Source organism: Allorhizobium sp. GW101-3B10 (genome assembly GCF_059424725.1).
The window spans coordinates 475,115-500,398 of the sequence record NZ_JBWKZR010000001.1 but is presented as its reverse complement, the minus strand read 5'-3'; the positions used below and the strand labels follow the sequence as shown (position 1 = coordinate 500,398).

Annotated in this window: 20 protein-coding genes; 11 read left to right on the top strand and 9 right to left on the bottom strand. The window is 63.8% G+C overall.

Going from position 1 to position 25,284, the window contains the following annotated elements:
• The first annotated feature begins 76 nt into the window (after nt 1-76).
• From AC07Y0_RS02325 to AC07Y0_RS02290, 8 genes are all read left to right on the top strand, one after another.
• Nucleotides 77-2,539, top strand: coding sequence for a glycogen/starch/alpha-glucan phosphorylase (locus AC07Y0_RS02325; RefSeq protein ID WP_498680162.1), 2,463 nt, complete (start codon nt 77-79; stop codon nt 2,537-2,539).
• Nucleotides 2,539-4,752 (top strand): 1,4-alpha-glucan branching protein GlgB, encoded by a 2,214-nt coding sequence (gene glgB, locus AC07Y0_RS02320; protein WP_498674157.1) that lies wholly within the window; start codon nt 2,539-2,541, stop codon nt 4,750-4,752. The genes AC07Y0_RS02325 and glgB overlap by 1 nt, the downstream gene beginning before the upstream one ends.
• A gap of 13 nt (nt 4,753-4,765) precedes the next feature.
• Nucleotides 4,766-6,034 carry a glucose-1-phosphate adenylyltransferase gene (gene glgC / locus AC07Y0_RS02315; protein WP_498674156.1) on the top strand — a complete coding sequence of 423 codons (1,269 nt, stop codon included), beginning with the start codon at nt 4,766-4,768 and terminating at the stop codon, nt 6,032-6,034.
• The gene (gene glgA, locus AC07Y0_RS02310; protein ID WP_498674155.1) at nt 6,034-7,473 is read left to right on the top strand and encodes a glycogen synthase GlgA; all 1,440 of its coding nucleotides are present in this window, start codon (nt 6,034-6,036) and stop codon (nt 7,471-7,473) included. Before glgC ends, glgA begins: the two co-directional genes overlap by 1 nt.
• Nucleotides 7,474-7,477: 4 nt before the next feature.
• Nucleotides 7,478-9,109: an alpha-D-glucose phosphate-specific phosphoglucomutase gene (locus AC07Y0_RS02305; protein ID WP_498674153.1), complete on the top strand. Its 1,632-nt coding sequence runs from the start codon at nt 7,478-7,480 to the stop codon at nt 9,107-9,109.
• Nucleotides 9,110-9,116: 7 nt separating this feature from the next.
• Complete coding sequence (gene glgX / locus AC07Y0_RS02300; RefSeq protein WP_498674151.1) at nt 9,117-11,084, top strand: glycogen debranching protein GlgX; 1,968 nt, start codon at nt 9,117-9,119, stop codon at nt 11,082-11,084.
• 91 nt (nt 11,085-11,175) lie between these two features.
• Complete coding sequence (locus AC07Y0_RS02295) at nt 11,176-11,664, top strand: MaoC family dehydratase (protein WP_498674147.1); 489 nt, start codon at nt 11,176-11,178, stop codon at nt 11,662-11,664.
• 2 nt (nt 11,665-11,666) lie between these two features.
• Nucleotides 11,667-12,722: a DUF2332 domain-containing protein gene (locus tag AC07Y0_RS02290; protein WP_498674145.1), complete on the top strand. Its 1,056-nt coding sequence runs from the start codon at nt 11,667-11,669 to the stop codon at nt 12,720-12,722.
• A gap of 26 nt (nt 12,723-12,748) precedes the next feature.
• Here AC07Y0_RS02290 and AC07Y0_RS02285 read toward each other — a convergent pair whose 3' ends face one another.
• Genes AC07Y0_RS02285 through AC07Y0_RS02270 form a run of 4 tightly spaced genes read right to left on the bottom strand, consistent with a single transcriptional unit; the run spans nt 12,749 to nt 17,879 of the window.
• Nucleotides 12,749-13,303, bottom strand: coding sequence for a sarcosine oxidase subunit gamma (locus AC07Y0_RS02285; RefSeq protein ID WP_498674143.1), 555 nt, complete (start codon nt 13,301-13,303; stop codon nt 12,749-12,751).
• Nucleotides 13,296-16,289, bottom strand: a complete 2,994-nt coding sequence (locus AC07Y0_RS02280) for a sarcosine oxidase subunit alpha (RefSeq protein ID WP_498674141.1) — start codon at nt 16,287-16,289, stop codon at nt 13,296-13,298. Before AC07Y0_RS02280 ends, AC07Y0_RS02285 begins: the two co-directional genes overlap by 8 nt.
• Nucleotides 16,286-16,606 (bottom strand): sarcosine oxidase subunit delta, encoded by a 321-nt coding sequence (locus AC07Y0_RS02275; protein ID WP_498674139.1) that lies wholly within the window; start codon nt 16,604-16,606, stop codon nt 16,286-16,288. The genes AC07Y0_RS02280 and AC07Y0_RS02275 overlap by 4 nt, the downstream gene beginning before the upstream one ends.
• Before the next feature lie 19 nt (nt 16,607-16,625).
• Nucleotides 16,626-17,879 carry a sarcosine oxidase subunit beta family protein gene (locus AC07Y0_RS02270; protein ID WP_498674137.1) on the bottom strand — a complete coding sequence of 418 codons (1,254 nt, stop codon included), beginning with the start codon at nt 17,877-17,879 and terminating at the stop codon, nt 16,626-16,628.
• Between the two features lie 301 nt (nt 17,880-18,180).
• Between AC07Y0_RS02270 and rpsU the strand changes: the two genes are divergently transcribed.
• A complete protein-coding gene (rpsU, locus tag AC07Y0_RS02265; protein ID WP_454746975.1) occupies nt 18,181-18,411 on the top strand; it encodes a 30S ribosomal protein S21 in 231 nt (76 codons plus the stop codon).
• A 202-nt stretch (nt 18,412-18,613) separates the two neighbouring features.
• Nucleotides 18,614-19,414, top strand: a complete 801-nt coding sequence (locus AC07Y0_RS02260) for a tetratricopeptide repeat protein (protein ID WP_498680161.1) — start codon at nt 18,614-18,616, stop codon at nt 19,412-19,414.
• Nucleotides 19,415-19,510: 96 nt separating this feature from the next.
• Here AC07Y0_RS02260 and AC07Y0_RS02255 read toward each other — a convergent pair whose 3' ends face one another.
• From AC07Y0_RS02255 to AC07Y0_RS02235, 5 genes are all read right to left on the bottom strand, one after another.
• The gene (locus tag AC07Y0_RS02255) at nt 19,511-20,341 is read right to left on the bottom strand and encodes an NAD(P)(+) transhydrogenase (Re/Si-specific) subunit beta (protein ID WP_498674135.1); all 831 of its coding nucleotides are present in this window, start codon (nt 20,339-20,341) and stop codon (nt 19,511-19,513) included.
• A gap of 8 nt (nt 20,342-20,349) precedes the next feature.
• Nucleotides 20,350-20,649 (bottom strand): proton-translocating transhydrogenase family protein, encoded by a 300-nt coding sequence (locus tag AC07Y0_RS02250; protein WP_498674133.1) that lies wholly within the window; start codon nt 20,647-20,649, stop codon nt 20,350-20,352.
• Nucleotides 20,650-20,678: 29 nt separating this feature from the next.
• Entirely contained in the window at nt 20,679-20,903 is a 225-nt protein-coding gene (locus tag AC07Y0_RS02245) for an aa3-type cytochrome c oxidase subunit IV (RefSeq protein WP_498674132.1), read from the bottom strand.
• A 134-nt stretch (nt 20,904-21,037) separates the two neighbouring features.
• Nucleotides 21,038-21,793: an N-acyl amino acid synthase FeeM domain-containing protein gene (locus AC07Y0_RS02240; protein WP_498674130.1), complete on the bottom strand. Its 756-nt coding sequence runs from the start codon at nt 21,791-21,793 to the stop codon at nt 21,038-21,040.
• Between the two features lie 199 nt (nt 21,794-21,992).
• The gene (locus AC07Y0_RS02235; RefSeq protein ID WP_498674129.1) at nt 21,993-24,296 is read right to left on the bottom strand and encodes a putative bifunctional diguanylate cyclase/phosphodiesterase; all 2,304 of its coding nucleotides are present in this window, start codon (nt 24,294-24,296) and stop codon (nt 21,993-21,995) included.
• A gap of 436 nt (nt 24,297-24,732) precedes the next feature.
• Between AC07Y0_RS02235 and AC07Y0_RS02230 the strand changes: the two genes are divergently transcribed.
• Entirely contained in the window at nt 24,733-25,284 is a 552-nt protein-coding gene (locus AC07Y0_RS02230; RefSeq protein WP_498674127.1) for a TRAP transporter small permease subunit, read from the top strand.

Sequence of the window (25,284 nt, the reverse complement as noted above, 5' to 3'; positions counted from 1 at the left end):
GTGTCTCGTAAACGCGTGCCGTTAGGGGAGAATCGGCACCGCATCCCGATTGGCGAGTAACCGAACTGGCGAGATGATGATCAAGAGCCTGAGCAAAGCCGACCTGCCCTTGCCGCAGCCCCGCGTCTCCGATCCGGAGGTTCTCGCCGCCGAGATCATCGAGCGGCTGACCTATGGGATCGGCAAGGACGCCAAGGTGGCGACGCCGCATGACTGGCTGACGGCCACCATCCTGGTCGTGCGCGACCGCATCATCGACCGATGGATGGAAACGACGCGCGCCGCCTATAACAACAACGCCAAACGCGTCTACTACCTCTCGCTCGAATTCCTCATCGGCCGGCTGATGCGCGACGCCATGTCCAATCTCGGCATGATGGACGAGATCCGCCAGGCACTCGCCTCGATGGGCGTCGACCTCGACGTGATTGCCGGCCTGGAAGCAGACGCCGCGCTTGGCAATGGCGGCCTCGGCCGGCTGGCCGCCTGCTTCATGGAATCCATGGCGACCGTCCACATTCCCGCCTATGGCTACGGCATCCGCTACGTGCACGGCCTGTTCCGCCAGCAAATGGCCGACGGCTGGCAGGTGGAGCTTCCCGAGACCTGGCTCGCCCACGGCAACCCCTGGGAGTTCGAGCGCCGCGAGAGTTCCTACGAGATCGGCTTCGGCGGCGCGGTGGACACCGTCTCCGGCCATGACGACGAACCGCATTTCGTCTGGAAGCCCGGCGAACGGGTGATCGCCACCGCCTACGACACACCGGTCGTCGGCTGGCGCGGCGACCACGTCAACACGCTGAGACTCTGGTCGGCCCAGCCGATTGATCCGATCCTGCTCGAAGCCTTCAACGCCGGCGACCACATCGGCGCGCTCAAGGAAAGCAACAAGGCCGAGACGCTGACCCGCGTGCTCTACCCGGCCGACGCGACCACCGCCGGCCAGGAGTTGAGACTCCGGCAGGAGTACTTCTTCTGTTCAGCTTCACTGCAGGACATCCTTCGCCGCCATCTGCAACAGGGCAACGAACTGTCGGCCCTGCCCGACAAAGTGGCGATCCAGCTCAACGACACGCACCCGGCCATTTCCGTCACCGAACTGATGCGCCTGCTCTGCGACGTGCACGGCCTCGACTTCGACACGGCCTGGGACATCACCTGGCGCACCTTCTCCTACACCAACCACACCCTGCTTCCCGAAGCGCTGGAAAGCTGGCCGGTGCCGCTGTTCGAGCGGCTGCTGCCTCGGCACATGCAGCTGGTCTATGCGATCAATGCCAAGATCCTGCGTGACGCACGCAAGAACCGCAACTTCTCCGACCACGAGATCAGCCATATCTCCCTGATCGACGAAAGCGGCGACCGACGGGTGCGCATGGGCAACCTCGCCTTCATCGGCTCCCACAGCATCAACGGCGTATCCGCGCTGCATACCGAGCTGATGAAGGAAACGGTGTTCGCCGACCTGCATAAGCTCTACCCGGACCGCATCAACAACAAGACCAACGGCATCACACCGCGCCGCTGGCTGATGCAGTGCAATCCGCGCCTGACCTCGCTGATCCGCGACACGGTGGGTCCGGACTTCCTCGACGACGCCGAAAAGCTGAAGGCGCTCGACGCCTATGCCGACGACAAGGAGTTCCAGAAGCAGTTCGCCGCCGTCAAGCGTGCCAACAAGGAGCAGCTGGCCAATCTCGTCGCCAGCCGCATGGGCATCCGGCTCGACCCGTCGGCGATGTTCGACATCCAGATCAAGCGCATCCACGAATACAAGCGCCAGCTCTTGAACATCATCGAGACAGTGGCGCTGTTCGACCAGATCCGCACCCACCCGGAGCGCGACTGGGTGCCGCGCGTCAAGCTGTTCGCCGGCAAGGCCGCGCCGAGCTATCACAATGCCAAGCTGATCATCAAACTCGCCAACGACGTCGCCCGCGTCATCAACAACGACCCGGCCGTCCGCAACCTGCTGAAGGTCGTGTTCATCCCCAACTACAATGTCTCGCTCGCCGAGGTGATGGTGCCGGCCGCCGACCTCTCCGAACAGATTTCGACCGCAGGCATGGAAGCATCGGGAACCGGGAACATGAAGTTCGCGTTGAATGGTGCGCTGACCATCGGCACCCTCGACGGGGCCAATGTGGAGATGCGCGACCATGTGGGCGAGGAGAACATTGTGATCTTTGGCATGACGGCCGGCGAGGTCGGAAAGGTACGCGCCGGAGGACACAATCCGCGCGCCGTGATCGAAGGCTCGCGCGAGCTGTCCCAGGCCCTGTCCGCAATCGCGTCCGGCGTCTTTTCGCCCGACGATCCGGGCCGCTTTGCCGGCCTGGTCGACGGGTTGTACCAGCATGACTGGTTCATGGTCGCGGCCGACTTCAACGCCTATGCCGCGGCCCAGCGCCGGGTGGACGCTCTGTGGGGCGACGATGCCACATGGTATTCCAAGACGATCCGCAACACGGCGCGCATGGGCTGGTTCTCCTCCGATCGGACCATTCGCCAGTACACCGCCGACATTTGGAGAGCCTGATGGCAAAATCACCGAAGAAGATCGGTGATACCGCGCGGCCGGAGGCACCCTCGCCCGCCGAAATAGACGCGATTGTTCACGGCAGTCACGAAGACCCGTTCTCGGTCCTGGGCTTGCAGAAGACCGCTGCGGGCTTCGTGGCGCGCTGCTTCGTTCCCGGCGCCGAGGCGATCGCGGCCTTCTCCATCGGCGGCGCCCCGCTCGGGGAATTGCAGTGCCTCGACCCTGCCGGCTTCTTCTGTGGACCGGTCACGGCCGACAGCTTCCAGCCGCTGCGCTACCGCGCGACCCGCGGCGATGTGGAGTGGACCGTCACCGATCCCTACAGTTTCGGGCCGGTGCTCGGGCCGATGGACGACTATTTCGTCCGCGAAGGCTCGCATCTGCGCCTGTTCGACAAGATGGGCGCCCATCCGCTGAAGCATCAGGGCGTCGACGGTTTTCATTTCGCCGTCTGGGCGCCGAATGCCAGGCGTGTTTCCGTCGTCGGCGATTTCAACGAGTGGGACGGACGCCGCCATGTCATGCGGCTTCGCCGCGACACCGGCATCTGGGAAATCTTCGCGCCCGACGTGCGGCCCGGTTCCGCCTACAAGTTCGAGATCATCGGCAAGAACGGCGAACCGCAGCCGCTGAAGGCCGACCCCTATGCGCGGCGCGCCGAGCTTCGACCGAAGAACGCCTCCGTGACCACCGCCGAACTCGAGCAGACCTGGGAGGATGGGGCGCACCGCAAGCACTGGGCGACCATCGACCAGCGCCGCCAGCCGATCAGCGTCTACGAGGTGCATGCCGGCTCCTGGCAGCGGCGCGACGACGGCACCATGCTCAGCTGGGACGAAATGGCCGCGCGCCTCATCCCCTATTGCGTCGACATGGGCTTCACCCACATCGAATTCATGCCGATCACGGAACACCCCTACGATCCATCCTGGGGCTACCAGACGACCGGCCTCTACGCTCCGACGGCCCGCTTCGGCGAACCGGAGGGCTTCGCCCGCTTCGTCAACGGCTGCCATAAGGTCGGCCTCGGCGTCATCCTCGACTGGGTTCCGGCCCATTTCCCCACCGATGCCCACGGGCTGCGCTGGTTCGACGGCTCGGCGCTCTACGAGCATGCCGATCCGCGCCAGGGCTTCCATCCCGACTGGAACACGGCGATCTACAATTTCGGCCGCCTGGAGGTCGTCTCCTATCTGGTCAACAACGCGCTCTACTGGGCGGAAAAATTCCATCTCGACGGACTGCGCGTCGATGCCGTGGCCTCCATGCTCTACCTCGACTATTCGCGCAAGGAAGGCGAGTGGGTCCCCAACGAATATGGCGGGCGGGAAAATCTGGAGGCCGTGCGCTTCCTGCAGCAGATGAACAAGGCCGTCTACGGCACTCATCCGGGCATCATGACCATCGCCGAGGAATCCACCTCCTGGCCCAAGGTCTCCCAGCCGGTGCATGAAGGCGGTCTCGGCTTCGGCTTCAAGTGGAACATGGGCTTCATGCACGACACGCTGAGCTATTTCGCCCGTGATCCGGTGCACCGCAAGTTCCACCACCAGGAACTGACCTTCGGCCTGCTCTATGCCTTCTCCGAAAACTTCGTGCTGCCGATCTCCCATGACGAGGTCGTGCACGGCAAGGGGTCTATGATCGCCAAGATGCCCGGCGACGACTGGCAGAAATTCGCCAACCTGCGGAGCTACTACGGCTTCATGTGGGGCCATCCGGGCAAGAAGCTGCTGTTCATGGGCCAGGAATTCGCCCAGTGGAGCGAGTGGAGCGAGGAGCGCTCACTCGACTGGAACCTGCTGCAGTACGCACTGCACGAGGGAATGCGGCGGCTGGTGCGCGACCTCAACTTCACCTACCGCTCGAAGCCGGCGCTGCATGCCCGAGACTGCGAAGGCGAAGGCTTCGAATGGCTGATCGCCGGCGATCAGGACAATTCCGTCATTGCCTGGCTGCGCAAGGCGCCTGGCGAAAAGACGATCGCGGTGATCTGCAATCTGACGCCGGTCTATCATGAGGGCTATGTCGTGCCGCTGCCCACCACCGGGCGCTGGCGCGAAATTCTCAATACCGACGCGGAAATCTACGGCGGCAGCGGCAAGGGCAACGGGGGACGCGTGGAGGCCGGACCGGGAGACGGCGGCCGCGCATCCGCCATCCTGACCTTGCCGCCGCTGGCCGTGATCATGCTGGAACAAGAAAACTGAGGCGGGAGGCGAAATGATGGAGAAGCGACCCCAACCCCTGGCGCGCGATGCCATGGCTTATGTGCTTGCCGGCGGCAGGGGAAGCCGCCTCAAGGAACTGACGGACCGGCGCGCCAAGCCCGCCGTCTATTTCGGCGGCAAGGCCCGCATCATCGATTTCGCCCTGTCCAACGCGATCAATTCAGGCATCCGCCGCATCGGCGTCGCGACGCAGTACAAGGCTCACTCGCTCATCCGCCACCTACAGCGCGGCTGGAACTTCCTCAGGCCCGAGCGCAACGAGAGCTTCGACGTGCTGCCGGCCAGCCAGCGCGTTTCCGAAACGCAGTGGTATGAGGGCACGGCCGACGCGGTCTACCAGAACATCGATATCATCGAACCCTACGGTCCGGAATACATGGTCATCCTGGCGGGCGACCACATCTACAAGATGGACTACGAGCTGATGCTGCAGCAGCACGTCGATTCCCGCGCCGATGTGACCATCGGCTGCCTGGAAGTGCCGCGCATGGAAGCCAGCGGCTTTGGCGTCATGCATGTCGACGGCAATGACGAGATCATCGCCTTCATTGAAAAGCCGGCCGATCCGCCAGGCATTCCCGGCAATGAGGAATTCGCGCTTGCATCCATGGGCATCTACGTGTTCCACACGAAGTTCCTGATGGACATCCTGCGCCGCGACGCCGCAGATCCGCATTCGAGCCGCGATTTTGGCAAGGACATCATTCCCTACATCGTCTCGAACGGCAAAGCGGTGGCGCATCGCTTCGCGCATTCCTGTGTGCGCTCCGACTTCGAGCGCACACCCTATTGGCGTGACGTCGGCACGCTCGACGCCTACTGGCAGGCCAATATCGACCTGACGGACATCGTTCCGGAGCTCGACATCTACGACAAGTCCTGGCCGATCTGGACCTATTCGGAGATCACCCCTCCGGCCAAGTTCGTGCATGACGACGAGGGTCGGCGCGGTTCGGCGATCTCCTCGCTGGTGGCCGGCGACTGCATCATCTCCGGCTCGTCGCTCTACAAGAGCCTGCTCTTCACCGGGGTTCGGGCCAATTCCTATTCGCGTCTCGAAGGCGCGGTGGTCCTGCCGAAGGTCGTGATCGGCCGTCATGCGCGTCTGACCAATGTCATCATCGACCATGGCGTGGTGATCCCCGAGGGCCTGATCGTCGGCGAGGATGCCGAAATGGATGCCCGGCGCTTCCGTCGTTCTGAGGAAGGCATCTGCCTGATCACCCAACCGATGATCGACAAACTCGGCGTGGCAGGCTGATGAAGGTCCTCTCGGTCACGTCCGAACTCTACCCGCTCGTCAAGACCGGGGGGCTTGCCGACGTCGCCGGCGCATTGCCGCTGGCGCTGAAAGCCTATGGGATAGAGACCAAGACCCTGATCCCCGGCTATCCGGCCGTCATGAAGGCCATCCGCAATCCGGTGAAACGCGCCGAATTCGCCGACCTGCTGGGCGTACAGGCGAGCCTCCTCGAGGCACGCCATGAAGGCGTGGACATTCTCGTGCTGGATGCGCCGACACTGTACGAACGCGCCGGCGGCCCCTATGTCGATCCCAACAGCCGCGACTATGCCGATAACTGGAAGCGGTTCGCCGTGCTGTCCAAGGCCGGAGCGGAGATCGCCACGGGCGCCATTGCCGATTGGCAGCCGGACCTCGTCCACGCCCATGACTGGCAAAGCGCGCTGACGCCGGTCTTCATGCGCTATGGCGAGGCGCCGGAACGGCCGAGCCTGATGACCATCCACAACATCGCCTTCCAGGGCCAGTTCCCGTCGGAAATCTTCCCCGAACTCGGCCTGCCCGCCCATGCCTTCTGGGAAGCGCTCGAATATTACGGAACGGTCAGCTACCTGAAGGGCGGGCTGGTCGCCGCCCATGCGATCAGCACCGTCAGCCCCTCCTATGCCGAGGAGATCCTGACCCCCGCCTTCGGCATGGGGCTGGAAGGCGTCATCGCCAGCCGCACCGACGACCTCTACGGCATCGTCAACGGGATCGACGCCACCGTCTGGAACCCGGCGACCGACCAGCACATCCCCCAGACCTACGCGTCCGCCGCGCTGAAGAAGCGCCAGGCGAACCGCGACGCGCTGGCCGCCCGCTTCTCGCTCGACAGCGACGACGGGCCGATCTTCTGCGTCATCTCGCGCCTGACCTGGCAGAAGGGCATGGACCTGCTTGCCGAGGTCACCGACACGATCGTCGCGGCCGGCGCGAGGCTTGTCATTCTCGGCTCCGGAGACCATGCGCTCGAATCCAGCCTGCTTGCCGCCGCCGCCCGCCACAAGGGCCGGATCGGCATGGTGGTCGGCTATGACGAACCGCTGTCGCATCTGATGCAGGCGGGCGCCGATGCCATCCTCATCCCGTCGCGCTTCGAGCCCTGCGGCCTCACCCAGCTCTACGGCCTGCGCTACGGCTGCGTGCCGGTGGTCGCCCGCACCGGCGGCCTGGCGGACACCATCATCGACGCCAACGAAGCGGCCCTCACCGCCCAGACCGCAACCGGCATCAAATTCGCGCCGGGCTCGGCCGACGCACTGCGTTCGGCGGTCCGCCGCACGGTGCGCCTCCACGCCTCGGCAAAAATCTGGGGCCAGTTGCAGAAGCAGGGGATGAAATGCGACGTCTCCTGGGGCAGAAGCGCTGAGCGCTATGCCGAACTCTATCAACGCCTCGTCTCGAAAGGCCAGTAAGTCCATGATCTCGACCGTCGCCACCAAGCCCTTCGCGGACCAGAAGCCGGGGACCTCCGGCCTGCGCAAGAAGGTTCCGGTCTTCCAGCAGCAGAACTATGCGGAGAACTTCATCCAGTCGGTCTTCGACAGTCTCGAGGACTTCGCCGGCAAGACGCTGGTGATTGGCGGCGATGGCCGCTTCTACAATCGCGAAGTGATCCAGAAGGCGATCAAGATGGCCGCAGCCAACGGCTTCGGCAGGATCCTGGTCGGCAAGGGCGGCATTCTCTCGACCCCGGCCGCCTCGCACGTCATCCGCAAGTACAAGGCCTTCGGCGGCATCATCCTCTCGGCCAGCCACAATCCCGGCGGCCCGACCGAGGACTTCGGCATCAAATACAATATCGGCAATGGCGGCCCGGCGCCGGAGAGGATTACCGACGCGGTCTTCCAGCGCTCGCGGGTGATCGAAAGCTACAGGATCGTCGATGCAGCCGATGTCGATCTCGATGCGACCGGCACCACCGTGGTCGACGGCATGGCGGTCGAGGTCATCGACCCGGTCGCCGACTATGCCTCGCTGATGGAAGATCTGTTCGACTTCGGCGCCATCCGCAACCTGTTCGGCCTCGGCTTCCGCATGGTCTTCGACGCGATGAGCGCCGTGACCGGCCCCTATGCCAAGGAGATCATCGAGGGCCGCCTCGGCGCGCCGGCCGGCACGGTTCGCAACTTCATCCCCCTGCCCGACTTCGGCGGCCACCATCCCGACCCGAATCTCGTGCATGCCAAGGAACTCTACGACGAGATGATGGCGGGCAACGCCGCTCCCGATTTCGGCGCCGCCTCCGATGGCGATGGCGACCGCAATCTGGTGATCGGCAAGGGCATCTTCGTCACCCCTTCCGACAGTCTGGCCATCCTCGCCGCGAACGCGCACTTGGCGCCCGGCTACAACAAGGGTATTGCCGGCATCGCCCGCTCCATGCCGACGAGTGCCGCAGCCGACCGGGTGGCCGAAAAACTCGGCATCGGCATGTACGAGACGCCAACCGGCTGGAAGTTCTTCGGCAACCTGCTCGACGCCGGCAAGGTGACCATTTGCGGCGAGGAATCGGCCGGCACCGGATCGAGCCATGTGCGCGAAAAGGACGGGCTCTGGGCCGTGCTTCTCTGGCTCAACATTCTGGCCGTGCGCGGCGAGAGCGTGCGCGACATCGTCACGCAACACTGGGCGACCTACGGCCGCAACTATTACTCGCGCCACGACTACGAGGAAGTCGACAGCGATGCAGCCAACGGACTGATGGCTGCCCTGCGCGCCAGGCTCGCCACGCTGCCGGGCACGAAGATCGGCGACCTCGTCGTGACCGCGGCCGACGATTTCTCCTATCTCGATCCGGTCGACCAGTCGGTCAGCAACAACCAGGGCATCCGCATCCTGTTCGAAGGCGGATCGCGCGTCGTCTTCCGCCTTTCCGGCACCGGCACGTCGGGCGCAACGCTGCGCGTCTACATCGAGCGATATGAACCCGACGCCAGCCGCCACGATCTCGAAACCCAGGGCGCTCTGGCCGACCTGATCGCCGCGGCCGAAAGCCTCGCCGACATTCGCACCCGGACCGGCCGCGACACGCCGAGCGTAATCACCTGACCCCATCATGAACCGTATCGAAAACCGGCCAGGCGGCGTGGCACTGACGGACAGGGGCACGGATTTCGCCGTCTGGTCGCATCATGCCGAACGGATCGAGCTCTGCCTGTTCGACAGTGTCGGCCGGGCGGAGATCTGCCGCCTGCCGATGAACCGCGGCGGCGACGACGTGCACCGGCTGCATGTGGACGGCGTGGTGCCGGGCGCCCGCTATGGCTACCGCGCCCACGGCCGCTACGCGCCGGACCAGGGCTTCTGGTTTGATCCGTCGAAGCTCCTGGTCGATCCCTATGCCAAGGAGATCGACCGGCCCTTTGCCCACGATCCGCGCCTCTCGGTGTTCGGCGCCGATACGGCGGCGCTGGTGCCGAAGGCCATTGTGACAGACGATCCGCTGGCAAGACCCATGCGCCCGCTGCTGCCCAAGGGCGGCTTCATCTATGAAGTCGCAGTCAAGGCCTTCACCCAGCGCCACCCGGACGTTCCGGCCGAACAGCGCGGCACCGTTTCGGCCCTCGCCCACCCCGCCGTCATCAAGCACCTGAAGAGGCTCGGCGTCGACGCCATCGAACTGATGCCGATCGTCGCCTGGATCGACGAACGGCACTTGCCGCCGCTCGGCCTCACCAATGCCTGGGGCTACAACCCGATCGCGCTGATGGCGCTCGATCCGCGCATCGTGCCGGGCGGCATGACGGAACTGCGCGAAACGGTGCACACGCTGCATGAGGCCGGCATCGGTGTCATCCTCGATCTCGTCTTCAACCACACCGGCGAAAGCGACAAGCTCGGCACGACGCTGTCCTTGCGCGGCCTCGACAACCTGTGCTGCTACCGCCACCTGCACGACAATCCGGGCATTCTGGTCAACGACACCGGCTGCGGCAACACGCTCGCCTGCGATCACCCCTATGTCCGCCGTCTGATCATCGACAGCCTGCGCCATTTCGTCATTCACGCCGGCATTGACTGCTTCCGTTTCGATCTGGCGCCAATCATCGGCCGGAGCGCGCATGGCTTTCACACCACCTCCCGCACGCTGCACGCCATCCTGACCGACGAGGTGCTGGAAGACCGGGTGATGATCGCCGAGCCTTGGGACATTGGTCCTGGCGGCTATCAGCTCGGCAATTTTCCCGACGACTTCCTCGAATGGAACGACCGGGCGCGCGACGACATCCGCCGCTACTGGCGCGGCGACGGCCACAAGGTGGGCGCGCTCGCCACCGCGCTTGCGGGGTCGTCCGACATCTTCGCGCGCAATGGAGGAACAGAGACCCGCAGCGTCAACTTCATCGCCGCGCACGACGGTTTCACCCTCTTCGATCTGGTTTCCCACAGCCACAAGCGCAATGGCCGAAACGGCGAACACAACCGCGACGGCCATGACGAGAACTACTCCTGGAACAATGGCGTCGAAGGCGAGCCTGACAATCGCACGGTCCTGGCGCATCGCCGCCAGGACGTCGCCGCCCTTCTTTCCACCCTGTTTGCCACGCGCGGGACGATCATGCTGACCGCGGGCGACGAACTCGGCCGGACCCAGCATGGCAACAACAATGCCTATTGCCAGGACAACGAACTGACCTGGCTCGACTGGGAAACGGTCGACGAGCACCTGATCGCCCTTGTCGCCGGTCTCTCGGCGATGCGGAAGCGATTTTCGGTGTTTACGGACACGCGGTTCTTTTCCGGAGAGGCGGATGTTGCATGGCTCTCACCCGCCGGTACGCCGATGGCGGTTGCCGACTGGGAGGACGAAGAAGGTCCCGGATTCATCATGCTGGTCAACAGCGTCGACTATCAACTCAAGACCGAGGTCAGGCTCGCCATACTCTTCAACCGCTGCCGCACAGCTCTGGACTTCCATCTGCCGCCGGGCGACAAGAAGAGCTGGCGGCACCTGCCGGGCGATCGCCCGGTGCGACAAATCCGCCTCAGGCCGAGATCGGTGGAATTTTACGTCGAGCGCTGATTTTTTCATTATCCCTAGGCAAAGACGCGCTATTCCCTGTTTGCCAGAGCCCCTGTAAGAATTTTTCGACTGCAACCATTGGTGAGGTTCCATGCCCCGTGAGATTTCCCTGTCCGAGGTTTCGTCGCTGATCGGCCAGGAGATCGGCGTTTCGAAATGGATCACCGTTGATCAGACCATGATCGACGCCTTCGCCGGCGCGACCGACGATCACCAGTTCATCCACGTCGATCCGGTGCGGGCTGCAGCCGAGACGCCATTCGGCGGCACCATCGCCCACGGTTTTCTGACGCTTTCGCTGCTGTCGACCATGAACTATGACTGCCTGCCGAAGATCCGCGAACAGACGATGGGCATCAACTACGGCTTCGACAAGGTGCGCTTCATGACGCCGGTCAAATGCGGCAAGCGCATTCGCGGCCATTTCGTGCTGTCCGAGGCGCGGTTCCGCGGCGCGGGCATGATGATGACCGCGTATGACGTCACGATCGAGATCGAGGGCGAACGCAAGCCGGCGCTCACCGCCACCTGGATGACCATCATCCAGTTCGATCCGAAAGATCGCCCGGAAGGTCTGTGAGCATGGAGACGGCCGAAGCGGTCCGCCAGTCCTTCCAGCGGCAGGCAAAGGCCTGCGACGATCTCGGCTCGCCCTTCACCGCCCGCCTCTGCCGAATGGCAGCCGAAAGGCTGAACGATGAGACGGCAGTCGGTCGGCATTTGCTGCTGTGGCAGGGCGATCCGACGGGCACAGGCGATGCCCTGGCATTAAGGTTCGCGGGCTCGTTGCATGCCGTCGTTCGTTCCGGGCAGGACTCGGACCTTGCCGCCGCCTATCCACCCAACAATACCTCAGACGAAAACCTCTGGACCGCTGTCGATGCGGCGCTGCGCCGCGACGAGGCGTTCATCCTCGAGTGGCTGCGCTCCCCCCCGCAGACCAACGAAGTGCGCCGCTCAGGCGCGCTACTACCGGGGTTCCTCACCATTGGCAGGCTGTTCGGCAAGCCGCTCATGCTGTCGGAAGTCGGCGCCAGCGCCGGGCTCAACCTGCAATGGGACCGCTATGCCTATCGGCTCGGCGACGTTTCCTGGGGGCCAGCCTCGAATGTCGCGCTCGCGCCCGACTGGAAGGGGCCACCGCCGCCCAGGGCCGATCTCGAGGTTTCGGAGCGGGCCGGCTGCGACCTCAATCCGCTCGATCCGTCCTCCGCCGACGACCGCGAGCGGCTTGCCGCCTATATCTGGGCCGATCAGGCGGATCGGTTGGAGCGAACCCGCAAGGCCCTTGAAATCGCCGCCGGGTCCGGCCTGACGATCGATCGGGTCGACGCCATCCACTGGCTGGTCGAGCGCCTGTCCCGACCGCATTTAGGCCTCGTCCACGTCGTCTACCATTCCGTCGTCTGGCAGTATTTTCCGCAAGAGCTGAAAGCCCGGGGCGAGGCGCTGATCGCGCAGGCGGGCGCCCGCGCAACGAGCGACGCACCGCTTGCCCGGCTGCAGATGGAAGCGGACGGCAAGCCGGACGGTGCCGCACTCACCCTGCAGGTCTGGCCGAGCGGCGAGCACCACGAGATCGGCCGCGCCGATTTCCACGGACGCTGGGTCCAGTGGAAGGGCTGGCCGGGACCCTAGCGTTCCCCGGCCACGGTCTTCAAACTTTATGCCGCGGCGTCTTCGGCCGCCTCGGCCAGCAAGCCGAAGGCATATTCGGCGAACGAGCGCCAGCACTCGACCCGGAAGGTCTCTTCGTCGATGCGATAGAGCACGATCTCGATCTTGCCGAACACCGTGCGGGTGACGGCGCCAACCGGGAAGGTGGCGAGCGACAGGTTCAGCGAACAGCCGGCATTGATGGCATTGGCAGCCCCCGGTCCCGATACGATGATCGCGGTATTCCGGTGCGAGACATCGGTCGCCGAATGGACCACGCCGGACGCGGCGCAGTCGGCCATCAGATCGCCGCCCTTGTCGTCGATCAGCAGCCATTCGTCCGGCCCGAGCCAGAACGCCATGCGGCCCTTCGTGCCGGCCGAGCCCTTCGGCTTGACCGGCAGCTTGACGCCGAGCGCCTTGGATAGCGCGGCGACGTCTTCCGCCCCGGCCCGGAGCGACACCCGCGTCGCGGGCTCGGCGGGCCTCAGCCGCACCGATGGCGAACCGCCATGGGCTCCGGCGAGTACGGACTTGCGTTCAGCGACGGTGACATCAGCCATGGATGCGGCCCCCTTCCTTGTCAAAGAATACGGTATCGGTCACCTCGACCGCGATGGTCTTGTCCTTCATCGGCACGTAGAGCGTTTCGCCCATACGCGCCCGACCGCCGACCAGCGTCGCGATCGCGATCGACCGGCCGAGGTTTTCCGACCAGTAGGACGAGGTGACGTGACCGAGCATGGTCATCGGCTTCGGCTGGTTCGGATCGGCAACGATCTGGCCGCCCTCCTCCAGAACCTCCTTCGGGTTCTTGGTCAGCAGGCCGACGAGCTGCTTGCGCCCTTCCTTGACCAGGTCCGGTCGCTTCAGGCCGCGGATACCGACGAAGTCTTTCTTCTTCTTCGACACGGCCCAGCCATAGCCGGCATCGTCCGGGGTCAGCGTGCCGTCGGTGTCCTGGCCGACGATGATGTAGCCCTTCTCGGCGCGCAGCACGTGCATGGTCTCGGTGCCGTAGAGGCAGGCGCCGAGGCTTTCGGCCCGTTCCCAGATCTTCTGGAAGACATCGGCGCCGAAATCGGCCGGCACGTTGACTTCGAAACCGAGCTCGCCGGTGAACGACACGCGGAACAGCCGGGTCGGCACGCCGCAGAACCTGCCTTCGGCCACGCTCATGTGCGGGAAGGCTTCGTTCGAGATGTCGATGCCTTCCACGAAAGGCGCGATGATGTCGCGCGCTTTCGGCCCCTGGACGGCGATGACCGCCCACTGCTCGCTCGACGAGGTGAGCCACACCTTGAGATGTGGAAACTCCGTCTGCAGGTAGTCCTCCATGTGATTGAGCACGCGCGGCGCGCCGCCCGTCGTCGTCGTCACATGGAAGCGGTCGTCGGCCAGGCGACCGACAACGCCGTCGTCATAGACGAAGCCGTCGTCTCGGGTCATGATGCCGTAGCGGCACTTGCCGGGTTTCAGCGTGTCCCAGGCATTGGTGTACATGAGGCTGAGGAACTCGGCCGCATCCGGGCCGACCACCTCGATCTTGCCGAGCGTCGAGGCGTTGAACACGCCGGCGGCCTCGCGGACCATCTTGCATTCGCGATTGACCGCCGCATGCATGTCCTCACCGGGGCGAGGATAGTACCAGGCGCGCTTCCAGTTGCCGACATCCTCGAACGCCGCGCCGAGCAAAGCCTCATAGGCATGCATCGGGGTCTTGCGGGTGGGATCGAACAGCTCGCCGCGCGAGTGGTTGATCAGCGTGCCGAAGGTCACCGGCGTATAGGGCGCGCGGAAGGTGGTGAGACCCACCTTGGGGATCTCCTTGCCGAGCATTTCCGCGGCGATCGCCAGGCCATGCATGTTGGACAGCTTGCCCTGGTCGGAGGCCATGCCATTGGTGGTGAAGCGCTTGATGTGCTCGATCGAGTGCATGCCCTCGCGCACCGCCAGGCGGATGTCCTTGGCGCAGACATCGTGCTGGAAGTCGATGAAAGCCTTAACGCTGGTGTCGCGCCCTGCCCCTTCGGCCGCACCGATCATGCCGCCGGTCCAGCCGAAGACATTGACCCCGGTGGGCGCCGACGAAACGGAGCCGGTCGCGCCGGCTTCCTTCGCCATCCGGGCGCCGGCTGCAAACGCCTCGTCGATGATCGACTGCAGGTCGTCGGTACCGTTGCAGGTGCCGACGCAGATGCTGTCCTGCGCATAGACATCCGGCAGGAAGCGGTCATTGGCGGCATCGAACTTCAACTTGCCGCGCGCTTGCGAGAACAGATGGACGGACGGCGTCCACCCGGCCGAGACGATCAGCGCGTCGACCTCGATCTTTCGGGCGCTGCTACTGCCGTTGCGCTTCACCGTCATCGAGCGGATGCGCAGGCGCCCTGCCGTGTCGGTGACGGAATGGCCGACAAGCACTTCGATGCCAAGCGAGCGGGCCTGGGCCAGAACCTTCTCGCCGGGCTTTTCGCGGCAGTCGACGATCGCCGGGATGCTGATACCGGCGCGCTTCAGGTCGAAGGCGGCCTCATAGGCCGAATCATGGGCAGTGTAGACGCCGACCTTGGCCCCGACGGCCACGCCGAAATGATTGAGATAGGTGCGCGCCGCGGACGCCAGCATGATGCCCGGCCGGTCATTGTTGGCGAACACCATATGGCGCTCGATCGACCCGGTGGCGAGCACGACCTTCTTGGTGCGGACCTGCCACAGCCGCTCGCGCGGCAGGCTCTTGGCCGGCTTGGCGAGATGGTCGGTGACGCGCTCGGCAAGTGCCACGAAGTTGTGGTTGTAGTAGCCGAAGGCCGTGGTGCGGGAGAGGATACGGACGTTCGGCATGGCAGCCAGCCGCGCGGCGGTCAACTGCGCCCAGTCATAGCCGTTCTGGCCGTCGACGGTCGCGCCGGTGTCGTAGTGGAAGGCACCGCCCAGTTCCGGTTGTTCGTCGCAGAGGATGACCTCGGCACCGGTCTCGGCTGCGGCAAGTGCCGCGGCAAGACCGGCTGCACCGCCGCCGACGACGAGAACGTCGCAATGGGCGTAGCGGCTGGAATAGTGATCCGGATCCTCTTCCTTCGGCGCAACGCCAAGGCCGGCGGCGCGGCGGATGAAGGGTTCGTAGACCGAATGCCAGAAGCTCTTCGGCCACATGAAGGTCTTGTAGTAGAAGCCGGCGGCGAAGAAGGGCGAGAAGAAGTCGTTGATCTCGCCAATGTCGAAGGACAGCGACGGCCAGCGATTCTGCGTCTCGACCTTCATGCCGTCGAACACTTCCTGCACGGTCGCGCGCACATTCGGCTGGCGCCGGGCGGCATCGCGCGACACGTCGAGCAGCGCGTTCGGCTCTTCCGGACCGGCCGTCAGGATGCCGCGCGGACGGTGGTACTTGAACGACCGGCCGGCCAGATGCAGGCCGTTGGCTAGCATGGCGGAGGCGACGGTGTCGCCCTCATAGGCGGTAATGCAGCGGCCGTCGACGGTGAACCGGGCGGTGCGGGCCGGCGTCAGGCGACCCCTGCCGGGAATACGATTGGCGCCGCTCATTTCGACGCTCCCTTCTCGAATGCGTTCGGGAGGAAGGCCGAGACATCCGCCTTCGGCTCGCCGGCCTTGTAGGTCAAGTGGATCTTGTCGCTGACGGAATCGCGCACCGCGTTGAAGAAGCGGCCGCAGCCATGCATATGGCGCCAGCGTTCGAAGATGAGGCCCTTCGGATTGTCGCGCAGGAAGAAATAGTCCGCGAACTCTTCATCCGTGATGTCGGCAATGTTGGACGGTCGGGCGATATGCGCCTCGCCGGCGGCGCGGAACTCGAGCTCGGAACGCTCTTCCTCGCAATAGGGGCATTTGATCAGCAGCATGATGAACGTCCTTTGAGGATCAGTGCGCCACGGCGGCGGCAGCCGCCTCGTCGATCAGGCGACCGGTGCGGAACCGGTCGAGGGTGAGACCCGCCGCCAGCCGGTGCGGTTCGCCCTTGGCGATCAGGTGTGCGAAGAGGTTGGCCGAGCCCGGCGTCGCCTTGAAGCCGCCGGTTCCCCAGCCCGCATTGACGAACAGGTTGGGCACCGGCGTGACGCCCTGGATCGGCGAACGGTCGGCTGTGTTGTCGGTGATGCCGCCCCACTGACGCATCATCTTGACGCGGCGGAACATCGGGAACAGTTCGCAGATCGCATCGAGCGTATGGGTGATGATCTGCAGGCCGCCGGTCTGCGAGTACGAATTGTACTGGTCCGTGCCGGCGCCAATGACGAACTCGCCCTTGTCGGACTGTGAGATATAGGCATGCACCGTGTTGGACATCACGACGCAGGGGAAGATCGGCTTCATCGGCTCGGACACGAGCGCCTGAAGCGGCGTGGAGTGCACCGGCAGGCGGACGCCGGCCATGCCCATGACGACAGAGGAATGTCCCGCCGCCGAAACGCCGATCTTCTTCGCGCCGATGAAGCCGCGATTCGTCTCGACGCCGGTGACTTCGCCGTTCGGCCCGCGGCGAATGCCGGTCACTTCCGTGTTCTGGATGATGTGCACGCCGCGATCCGAGGCAGCACGGGCAAAACCCCAGGCCACCGCATCGTGACGCGCCGTGCCGCCGCGGCGCTGCAATGCCGCACCGTTGATCGGATAGCGGGCGGTCTTGGCGATGTCGAGCGGCGGGCAATAAGCCTTGGCCTGCTCGGGCGTCAGCCATTCATTGTCGATGCCGTAGAGATTGTTGGCATTGATGTGGCGCTTGAACGACTGCTGGTCATGCACATTGTGCGACAGCATCATCACGCCGCGCGGCGAGTACATGACGTTGTAGTTGAGATCCTGGCTGAGGCCTTCCCACAGCTTCAGGGAATGCTCGTAAATGTCCATGCTCTCTTCATAGAGATAGTTGGACCGGATGATGGTGGTGTTGCGTCCGGTATTGCCGCCGCCAATCCAGCCCTTTTCGATCACCGCGACATTGGTGATGCCGTGTTCCTTGGCCAGGTAATAGGCCGCGCCGAGGCCGTGGCCGCCGCCGCCGATGATGATGACGTCATAAGCCTGACGCGGCTCGGGGGAGACCCACTGGGCTTCCCAGCCCTTGTGAGCTCTGAGCGCCTCGCGGGCCACGGCAAAAACCGAATATTTGCGCATTCGCCTCAAACTCCTGTAGTTAAGGCAATTGGATAGGCTAAGACCAGTGACAGATCCATATGCGTCACGACCGCCCTTTTGCGACGTCCCGGCATCCGTCTTTCGACACGACGCCTCTGGCCGCAGCTGCGGACGAAAATTCTTGCCTCAAGCGCCTGCGCTATATGGACTTCGTGGAGGCAATCTGTTATCTGGCCTCCCTAATCGCAGGGCCTGGGGCCACGCGAAAGCATTGCCTTTATTCCGCTGACGGCCTGACTTTAGCGGAGTTGCAACACAAAACCAAAGGAACGGGATAAACGTGCAGGTACTAGTCCGCGACAACAACGTTGACCAGGCGCTCCGCGCGCTCAAGAAGAAGATGCAGCGCGAAGGCATCTTCCGCGAAATGAAGATGCGCGACTATTATGAAAAGCCGTCGCAGAAGCGCGCACGCGAAAAGGCCGAAGCGGTTCGCCGCGTTCGCAAGCTCGCTCGCAAGCGTATGCAGCGCGAAGGCCTGATCGCTGCCCCGGCACGCGTCGCGCGCTGATCTGTCGTTTTTTCGACGTTTTCCGATGTTCTAAGGGCGGGGGCGATCGTTTCGCCGCCGCTCTTTTCCTATGCACCCAAAATCGCTGCCGTTCGGTCTCTCGGCGGCGGCCAGACCGCCGGACAATTGGCCCGCCATGATTGATCATACGTTCTTCCAGACATCCAGGATTTCCATCGCTGGCACCCGCCGCCTCGCCGGTATGGTCGCGTTCGCCGCGCTCGTCGGCCTCGCCGGTTGCCAGTCGATCGAGACCTCGGACACGATCCGCATCGACAGGGAACAGGGATCGGAAGAGAACATCGCGTCGCTGTCGTCGGTCATCGCCGCCAACCCGCGGGATCCGGAAGGCTACAATGTCCGCGGCTCTGCCTACGGCCGGGCCGGCCAGTTCAACAAGGCATTGGACGATTTCAACACCGCCCTGCAGCTCAATCCGAATTTCTACCAAGCCTATGCCAACCGCGCGCTCGTCTACCGCAACATGGGCAAGCCGGTCGAGGCCGCCAAGGATTACAACGCCGCACTCCGCCTGAACGCCAACTACGACGTCGCCTATATCGGCCGCGGTAACATCTATCGCCAGGCCGGCCGCATCGACGAGGCTTTCGGCGATTTCAACCGCGCCATCCAGCTCGACACGACCGATGGCCGCGCCTATCACAATCGGGGCCTGATCTACCAGCTGCGCGGCCAGCACGACAAGGCGATCGATGATTTCTCGAAGGCCATCTCGCTGTCGCCGAGCGCGCCCGAACCCTACAATGGCCGCGGCGTTTCCTACGTCGCCCTGAACGACGACGAGAACGCCTTCGCCGACTTCAACCACGCCATCGAACTCAACGGCAAGATCGCCGAGTCCTGGGCCAACCAGGCGCTGATCTATGAGCGTCGCGGCGACAAGGCGCGTGCAGCGAAGTCGTACGCACACGCCCTGGGCCTCGATTCGAAATATCTGCCGGCGCAGCAGGGCCTCGCCCGCACGCGTGGCGGCGGAGCCTGATCGGGCCCCCAAACCCAGTTCATAGGAAATGGAAAGCCGGCCACCCGCCGGCTTTTTGCTGCCTGCCGGGCCAAGGGTTCGGAACCGTATATGCCGTCAGTCCCGCGATCCGAAGAGTAGCCCGAAAGGCCGCTTTCTCGCCTCCCGGCACAAGCCCGAGAACACCGCTGCCATGGACGCACCCACCAGCCCTCCGGCAATGATCAGCAGCAGGCTGGCAAGGGCAAAGCCGATCGCGGCGGTGGCAAAGCCACAGAGTGCAGTCAAGAGCACCGACAGCGGCCAGCGCGCGTTCTCATTCAACGGCAGGACGACAGCCGCACCGGCAAGCATCGCCGCCGAGGTGCTCAGCCAGAATGCCAGTGGGAGGTTCACCACAACGAACACGCCGGCCATCAGCACGCTTGCCGCTGCGAAACCGAGCTGCGGATAGCGCATCGACCGCGACGAGCGCCGCAATTCGCGCGCCGGCCGCAGCCGCTGCAGGAACAGTACGCCTCCACCGCCCAGCACCAGCGAGCCGGCGATCGCAGCGATCATCGTCGCCGCCCTGCGCTCGACGTCACCCGGCGCCATGCGGGCATGCCAGAACGCGGCGCCGGTGTCGGTCACAGCGGAAGAGAGAAGAAGCGCCACGAGGCCGTAGAGAACCAGAAATCCGGTGAGCACCAGCGGGATGCGCGCGACCGACACGCCGGTCGCGGCTACCGCCCCCAGGGTGCCGCCGACGCCGAGCGCGAGCACGACAAGCAGCAGGTTGCCGAAGGACGGCTGGGCGGCGAGGATCGCGGCCAGCGCCGCAAAGCCCAGGCCGCAGGCCAAAGGCGGGACGATCGCGTGCAGCGGATGCCCCTTGGCGCCACGCACGGCAGAGAGCACGAGAAGCACGATAGCGCCGAGATCGCCGATGACGGACAGACCTTGCATGGCCGGCCTTACGGATCGTGGCGCGTCACGGCGGAAATCCGCCGGCGGGCGATCAGAAGGCCGGCGACGACGCCGGCCGAGGCCAAGAGCAAGGCGGCAAAGGAGAGACTGCGCGCCTCGCCGGCCGGCAGCATGGCGACGGACTGGATCGCCCCGCTCAAGATCACGCCGGCAACGAGCCCCGCGATCAGCACGAAGGACTGGCGATGGCCCCGCAAGCTGCGCGACACAGCATACCAGCCGGTGCACACCGCCAGAACGAACACGGCCAGTCGAAAGAGAAACGGATCGGATGCGGCGGCGAACATGCTTGCGCCCTTCCCCTGCCGCCTGGCGATCAGCGCATCATGAAGACGCCGGCGGCCGTCAGCACGACGAGAACGATCAGGCCACCGAAGAAGCCGGCGCCGCCGAGGATGCCGGCCGCCATGGCGATCAGCAGAGCGACGAGGAAAACGGTGCTGTACTTGGTTGCGGCAATGAAGAGATCATAGGTCTTTTCATGCTCGTTGTAGTTCATCGAAGCACCGGTTTCGACCGGACCGCTGTGGTGTTCGCTCATGATCTGTCTCCGCTTGGACCCACCGCATCACGTCTATGGCAGGCCGCCCACTTGTATTTCGCCAGGTGCCGAGTTGCGTCGAAGACGCCTCCCCCATTTCCGCCTTACACAAAGCGGCCGCGAAGCGCAATGGATCAGAGCGGCAGATCCACTCCGAGATCCCCCTCCGGCATGTAGCGAGCGGTCGGCAGGATGGTGAGCGGCGGCAGCGTGCTCACTTCCCCGCGCGCAAACATCATGCGCCGCTCGCTGGGCGAGGAGATGAAGAAGGGGAAACGGGTCAGCAGCTTGCGCCCGACATCCTTCGTATCGGTCGCCATCAGGGTCAGGTCGATGTTGTATTTGCCACAGTTCCTGGTCGGCGGGACGATCGTCTGGGCGTAGAAGACGCGCTTGTAGAAGGCGGCGTGCTGCGGGCTGACGAGCTGGAGTACGCGGTCTGTGTCGAAATAGGCCGCCGCCATGATGGCGATCCGCAAGGTGAGGTAAGGAATGGCCGGCATTTCCTTCATGATCGCCGGATCGGCGGCAAAGCGCACTGGATCAATCAGGGACATGCCGGCATCGAGGAAGGCGTCGATCTCCGCCGGGAAGATGTCCCGCGACGAGCTCACCCGGTGGTCCGGCGTGACATGGTGCATCCGGACCGTGCTGATGAGCTGCTCATCGTAATAGACGCCGAACACATAGGCCTGCGGGTCGAAGTCGACGTCGTCGATCAGCTGCGTTCCGCTGAGCGGCAGGATGTCGGCCATCTTGTAGGCCTTGTAGCGTATGCGCGCCACCTCCTCCATGTCCTCGCTGCTCTCGACCCTCCGGTACTCGACATGGTCGAGGATTTCCATGAGCCTTGCCGAGAAGCTCTCAGTGGCCGACGTGTGGAGGTTCATCCGATTTCTCGCGGTTTACGTTTCGTTAACCAACACTAGCAATCCACGAGGGGTTGCGCAGTTACGAAATCTTGTACTGTGACCATTTACCGTTCGTTAAGGTTAACAAATGGTTAGAAAACATGGTTAACCGCAGGTTGCGACGGAAATCGTACCCTCTAGATGCAGGGGATTTTCGAGATGACGACTTGGTGGGACGTCAGGCGACGTTCGCGGCGCCGACCGGAACCAGCTTCTTTTCCGCCCGCTCAGCCAGATCGGCGATGGCGCCCGAGGCGATCGGCATGGAATAAACGTAGCCCTGGATAAGGTCGGCCAGGTTAAATTTGGCCAGCAGAGCGAGTTGCTCCTGGGTCTCCACCCCTTCGACGATGATGCCGAGATCGAGCTGGCGCGACAGCGTGACGATGCCGCGCAGGAGCTTCAGCCGCTTGGCATCCTCGCCGATATTGCGCACGAAGGAACGGTCGATCTTGACCTGGTCGACCGGCAGCGAGTCGAGATAGCTGAGGCTGGAGAAACCGGTACCGAAGTCGTCGATGGCGATGGTGATGCCGTGCTTGCGCAATTCCTCGAGGATGACGCGGACGGCTGCAAGTTCCTCGATCAGGCTCGACTCGGTGACCTCGAGATGCAGCCGCTTCGGATCGAGGCCGGACTCGGCGAGCGCATCGAGAACGGTCTTGACGATGTCGTCATTGCGCAGATCCAGCACCGACAGGTTGACGGAGACGCTGATCGACTCCGGCCATGTCACACAATCGCGGCAGGCCGTGCGGATCATGAATCGGGTAACGTCGGTGACGATCCCCATTTCTTCGGCGATCTGGATGAAGATGTTCGGCGGGATCGAGCCCTTCTCCGGATGCGTCCAGCGCGACAGCGCCTCGCAGCAGGAAATCCGCGATCCGTCGAGCACGAACATCGGCTGATAGACGACCTGCAGCGCGTCGTTCTCCACAGCGGTCTTCAGGTCGGTCTTCAGCCGCTGCCGTTCGATATAGCGTGCGTCCATTTCCTGGGCGAAGACCGTGAGATTGCCCTTGCCGCGCGACTTCGATTCGAACACGGCCAGATCGGCCTTGATCTGCCATTCCTCCATGCGCAGCTCGGCGCTTTCGATCAGCACCGCTCCGGCGCAGAAAGTCACGGCGAAGCTGGTGCCGTCGACGTCGTATTGCCCAGCAATGGCGGCATGGATGGCACGCATGCGCTGCTCGAGATCCGGCCGCTCCTCGACATTGGGGAAGAACAGCACGAACTGGTCGCCGACGAGGTGGCCGACGATCGCCTCCCCCGCGGCAACCTTCAACAGCCGGTGGGCGATCTCGGCAAGCAGCCGGTCGCCGGTCACATGGCCCTTCATGTCGTTGACGTGCTTGAACTCGTCGACGTCGAGGACCATGAAAGCGACCTCGCCGCTCTTCTTGCGCGCCGCGATCTGGTCCTTGACGAGGTCGGCGAAATAGCCGCGCTGCGGCAGGCCGGTCAGGGAATCGAACCGCACCATGTGCAGGATCTTGCGGTCGGCGCGGACGCGCGCGGTCACGTCCTCGAAGATCAGCACGACGCCGCCTTCGGGGCGACGGCTGGCGGAGAATTCCAGCACGAGATCCTCGGAAAACTGCATGATGGCCCGAGAGATGGTACCGTCCATCAATTGTGCGAGCTGGCGCTGGATCAGGCTCGGCATCGAACCGTCGACGAAGGTGTGGCGCACGCCATAGCGCAGCACCACGTCGAGGTCGCAGTTCTTCAGACGATAGCGGTCGCCGAGATTGAGCAGTTCGCAGGCCTTGCGGTTGATCACCTCGATGCGGTTCTGCGTGTCGAGCATGAGCAGGCCGTGCGTCATGTTGTTGAGCGCGGTGTCGAAGGTCTCGGCGATCAGCACGTTCTCGCGCGCGACGATGACGTTCTTGTAGAGGAACTCGCGGACGCCGTTCGCCATCTTGCGCGTGGTCAGCATGAACGGCAGCAGCATGATCGACAGGATGACCATGTGCACGTCGCCGACCATCAGGCAGCCGATCATGATCGGCAGGCTCGCCGTCGCCGTCTGCAGGTTGACCGCCAGCCGCGAGCCGAAATTGCGCCCGACGACGGACACCATCGACGCCATCGTGACGGCGATGCAGGCAAGCTCGGCGAAGGGATCCTGGATGACGGCGATGGCATAGCCGCTGCCCACGCCCAGCACCGTCGTCGTCGCCACGCCGCCATAGAGATAGATGCGCTCCCAGTCGCCGATCTCCTCGCGGCGAAGGGCCGCCTTGTCGATCTGATCGAACCGCAGGAACCAATAGATGCGGAAAAGGCAAATCAGCGAGAAGACCGCGATCAGCCAGAGATAGAAGACCGAACCCGACTTCTGGTAGACCGCGACATAGGTCAGGACATGGACCAGCATGCCGGTGAACAGAGTCTGCCTGTTGCCGAACAGCGAGCTGACGAAGGACAGGTAAACGTCCGTCGGCACAGCTTTCGTGCTTTGAGCCTTCATCCGTCGGCCTCCTTATCCTCGCAACCTAAGCAAAACGATTTAAAAATCGATTGCCAAGGACGCCGGAAAATCCAAAGTCGACCATCGCCTGCCACGCGGTCGCGACTGGTCTCGCGGCAAGGGGCGCCGGGCCATGCGTGATCGTTGCCTCATTCCTGGACGGAAGGCAATTCGGGATTGCTAATCGAGTAAAGATCGGTGAAACCCCTATGGCTTTCCTGCCCCGAAATGACACACGTCGGAGGGCCTCGACGAAGGTTCGGACCGGCGTCACGGTCGCGGTTTCTCCCAGGCCGAAATTGACGAAATGCATTAGACGAAAGACTATGCGGAACGGGCCCCGATATTGTGAAAAGGCCGGAATCCCGGCGGTCCCACCCGTTGCGTGACACCTATGCATGCTCTAAGCACGACCTTAGTATTTGGGGAGACAAACATGAAAATGTTATTGGCAATCACCCGGGTGATCGACGCGATCAATGGGGCGATCGGACGCTGGGTTTCCTGGCTGCTGCTCGCCGCAGTCATGATCAGCGCGGGCAACGCGGTTGTCCGCAAGATGTTCGACATTTCGTCGAATGCCTGGCTTGAATTGCAGTGGTACCTCTACGGCACCGTGTTCATGCTGGCTGCGGCCTACGCCCTGCTGAAGAACGAGCACATCCGCATCGACATCGTCTCCAGCTCCTGGAGTAAGAAGACGCGCGACTGGATCGACCTGATCCTGCACATCATCTTCCTCGTCCCCTTCGCCTTCCTGATGACCTGGCTCGCTTGGCCGTGGTTCCTCAATTCCTTCATGATCGGCGAAATCTCCTCGAGCGCCGGGGGCTTGATCGTCTGGCCGGCAAAGGCCGCGGTCTTCTTCGGCTTCCTGCTGCTCAGCGCCCAGGCGATTTCCGAGATCATCAAGCGTGCGGCCATCATCTTCGGTTATCTCGAAGACCAGGCCGATGAAAAAGACACCGCCGAAGTGACGGGGCACTGA

Coding starts and splice junctions, on each gene's coding strand:
- glgA (WP_498674155.1), top strand. CDS start 6,034: ATGAAGGTCCTCTCGGTCACGTCCGAACTCTACCCGCTCGTCAAGACC.
- glgC (WP_498674156.1), top strand. CDS start 4,766: ATGATGGAGAAGCGACCCCAACCCCTGGCGCGCGATGCCATGGCTTAT.
- AC07Y0_RS02285 (WP_498674143.1), bottom strand. CDS start 13,303: ATGGCTGATGTCACCGTCGCTGAACGCAAGTCCGTACTCGCCGGAGCC.
- AC07Y0_RS02325 (WP_498680162.1), top strand. CDS start 77: ATGATCAAGAGCCTGAGCAAAGCCGACCTGCCCTTGCCGCAGCCCCGC.
- AC07Y0_RS02295 (WP_498674147.1), top strand. CDS start 11,176: ATGCCCCGTGAGATTTCCCTGTCCGAGGTTTCGTCGCTGATCGGCCAG.
- AC07Y0_RS02250 (WP_498674133.1), bottom strand. CDS start 20,649: ATGTTCGCCGCCGCATCCGATCCGTTTCTCTTTCGACTGGCCGTGTTC.
- AC07Y0_RS02235 (WP_498674129.1), bottom strand. CDS start 24,296: ATGAAGGCTCAAAGCACGAAAGCTGTGCCGACGGACGTTTACCTGTCC.
- AC07Y0_RS02260 (WP_498680161.1), top strand. CDS start 18,614: ATGGTCGCGTTCGCCGCGCTCGTCGGCCTCGCCGGTTGCCAGTCGATC.
- glgX (WP_498674151.1), top strand. CDS start 9,117: ATGAACCGTATCGAAAACCGGCCAGGCGGCGTGGCACTGACGGACAGG.
- AC07Y0_RS02280 (WP_498674141.1), bottom strand. CDS start 16,289: ATGAGCGGCGCCAATCGTATTCCCGGCAGGGGTCGCCTGACGCCGGCC.
- AC07Y0_RS02275 (WP_498674139.1), bottom strand. CDS start 16,606: ATGCTGCTGATCAAATGCCCCTATTGCGAGGAAGAGCGTTCCGAGCTC.
- glgB (WP_498674157.1), top strand. CDS start 2,539: ATGGCAAAATCACCGAAGAAGATCGGTGATACCGCGCGGCCGGAGGCA.
- AC07Y0_RS02240 (WP_498674130.1), bottom strand. CDS start 21,793: ATGAACCTCCACACGTCGGCCACTGAGAGCTTCTCGGCAAGGCTCATG.
- AC07Y0_RS02255 (WP_498674135.1), bottom strand. CDS start 20,341: ATGCAAGGTCTGTCCGTCATCGGCGATCTCGGCGCTATCGTGCTTCTC.
- AC07Y0_RS02290 (WP_498674145.1), top strand. CDS start 11,667: ATGGAGACGGCCGAAGCGGTCCGCCAGTCCTTCCAGCGGCAGGCAAAG.
- AC07Y0_RS02245 (WP_498674132.1), bottom strand. CDS start 20,903: ATGAGCGAACACCACAGCGGTCCGGTCGAAACCGGTGCTTCGATGAAC.
- AC07Y0_RS02270 (WP_498674137.1), bottom strand. CDS start 17,879: ATGCGCAAATATTCGGTTTTTGCCGTGGCCCGCGAGGCGCTCAGAGCT.
- AC07Y0_RS02305 (WP_498674153.1), top strand. CDS start 7,478: ATGATCTCGACCGTCGCCACCAAGCCCTTCGCGGACCAGAAGCCGGGG.
- AC07Y0_RS02230 (WP_498674127.1), top strand. CDS start 24,733: ATGAAAATGTTATTGGCAATCACCCGGGTGATCGACGCGATCAATGGG.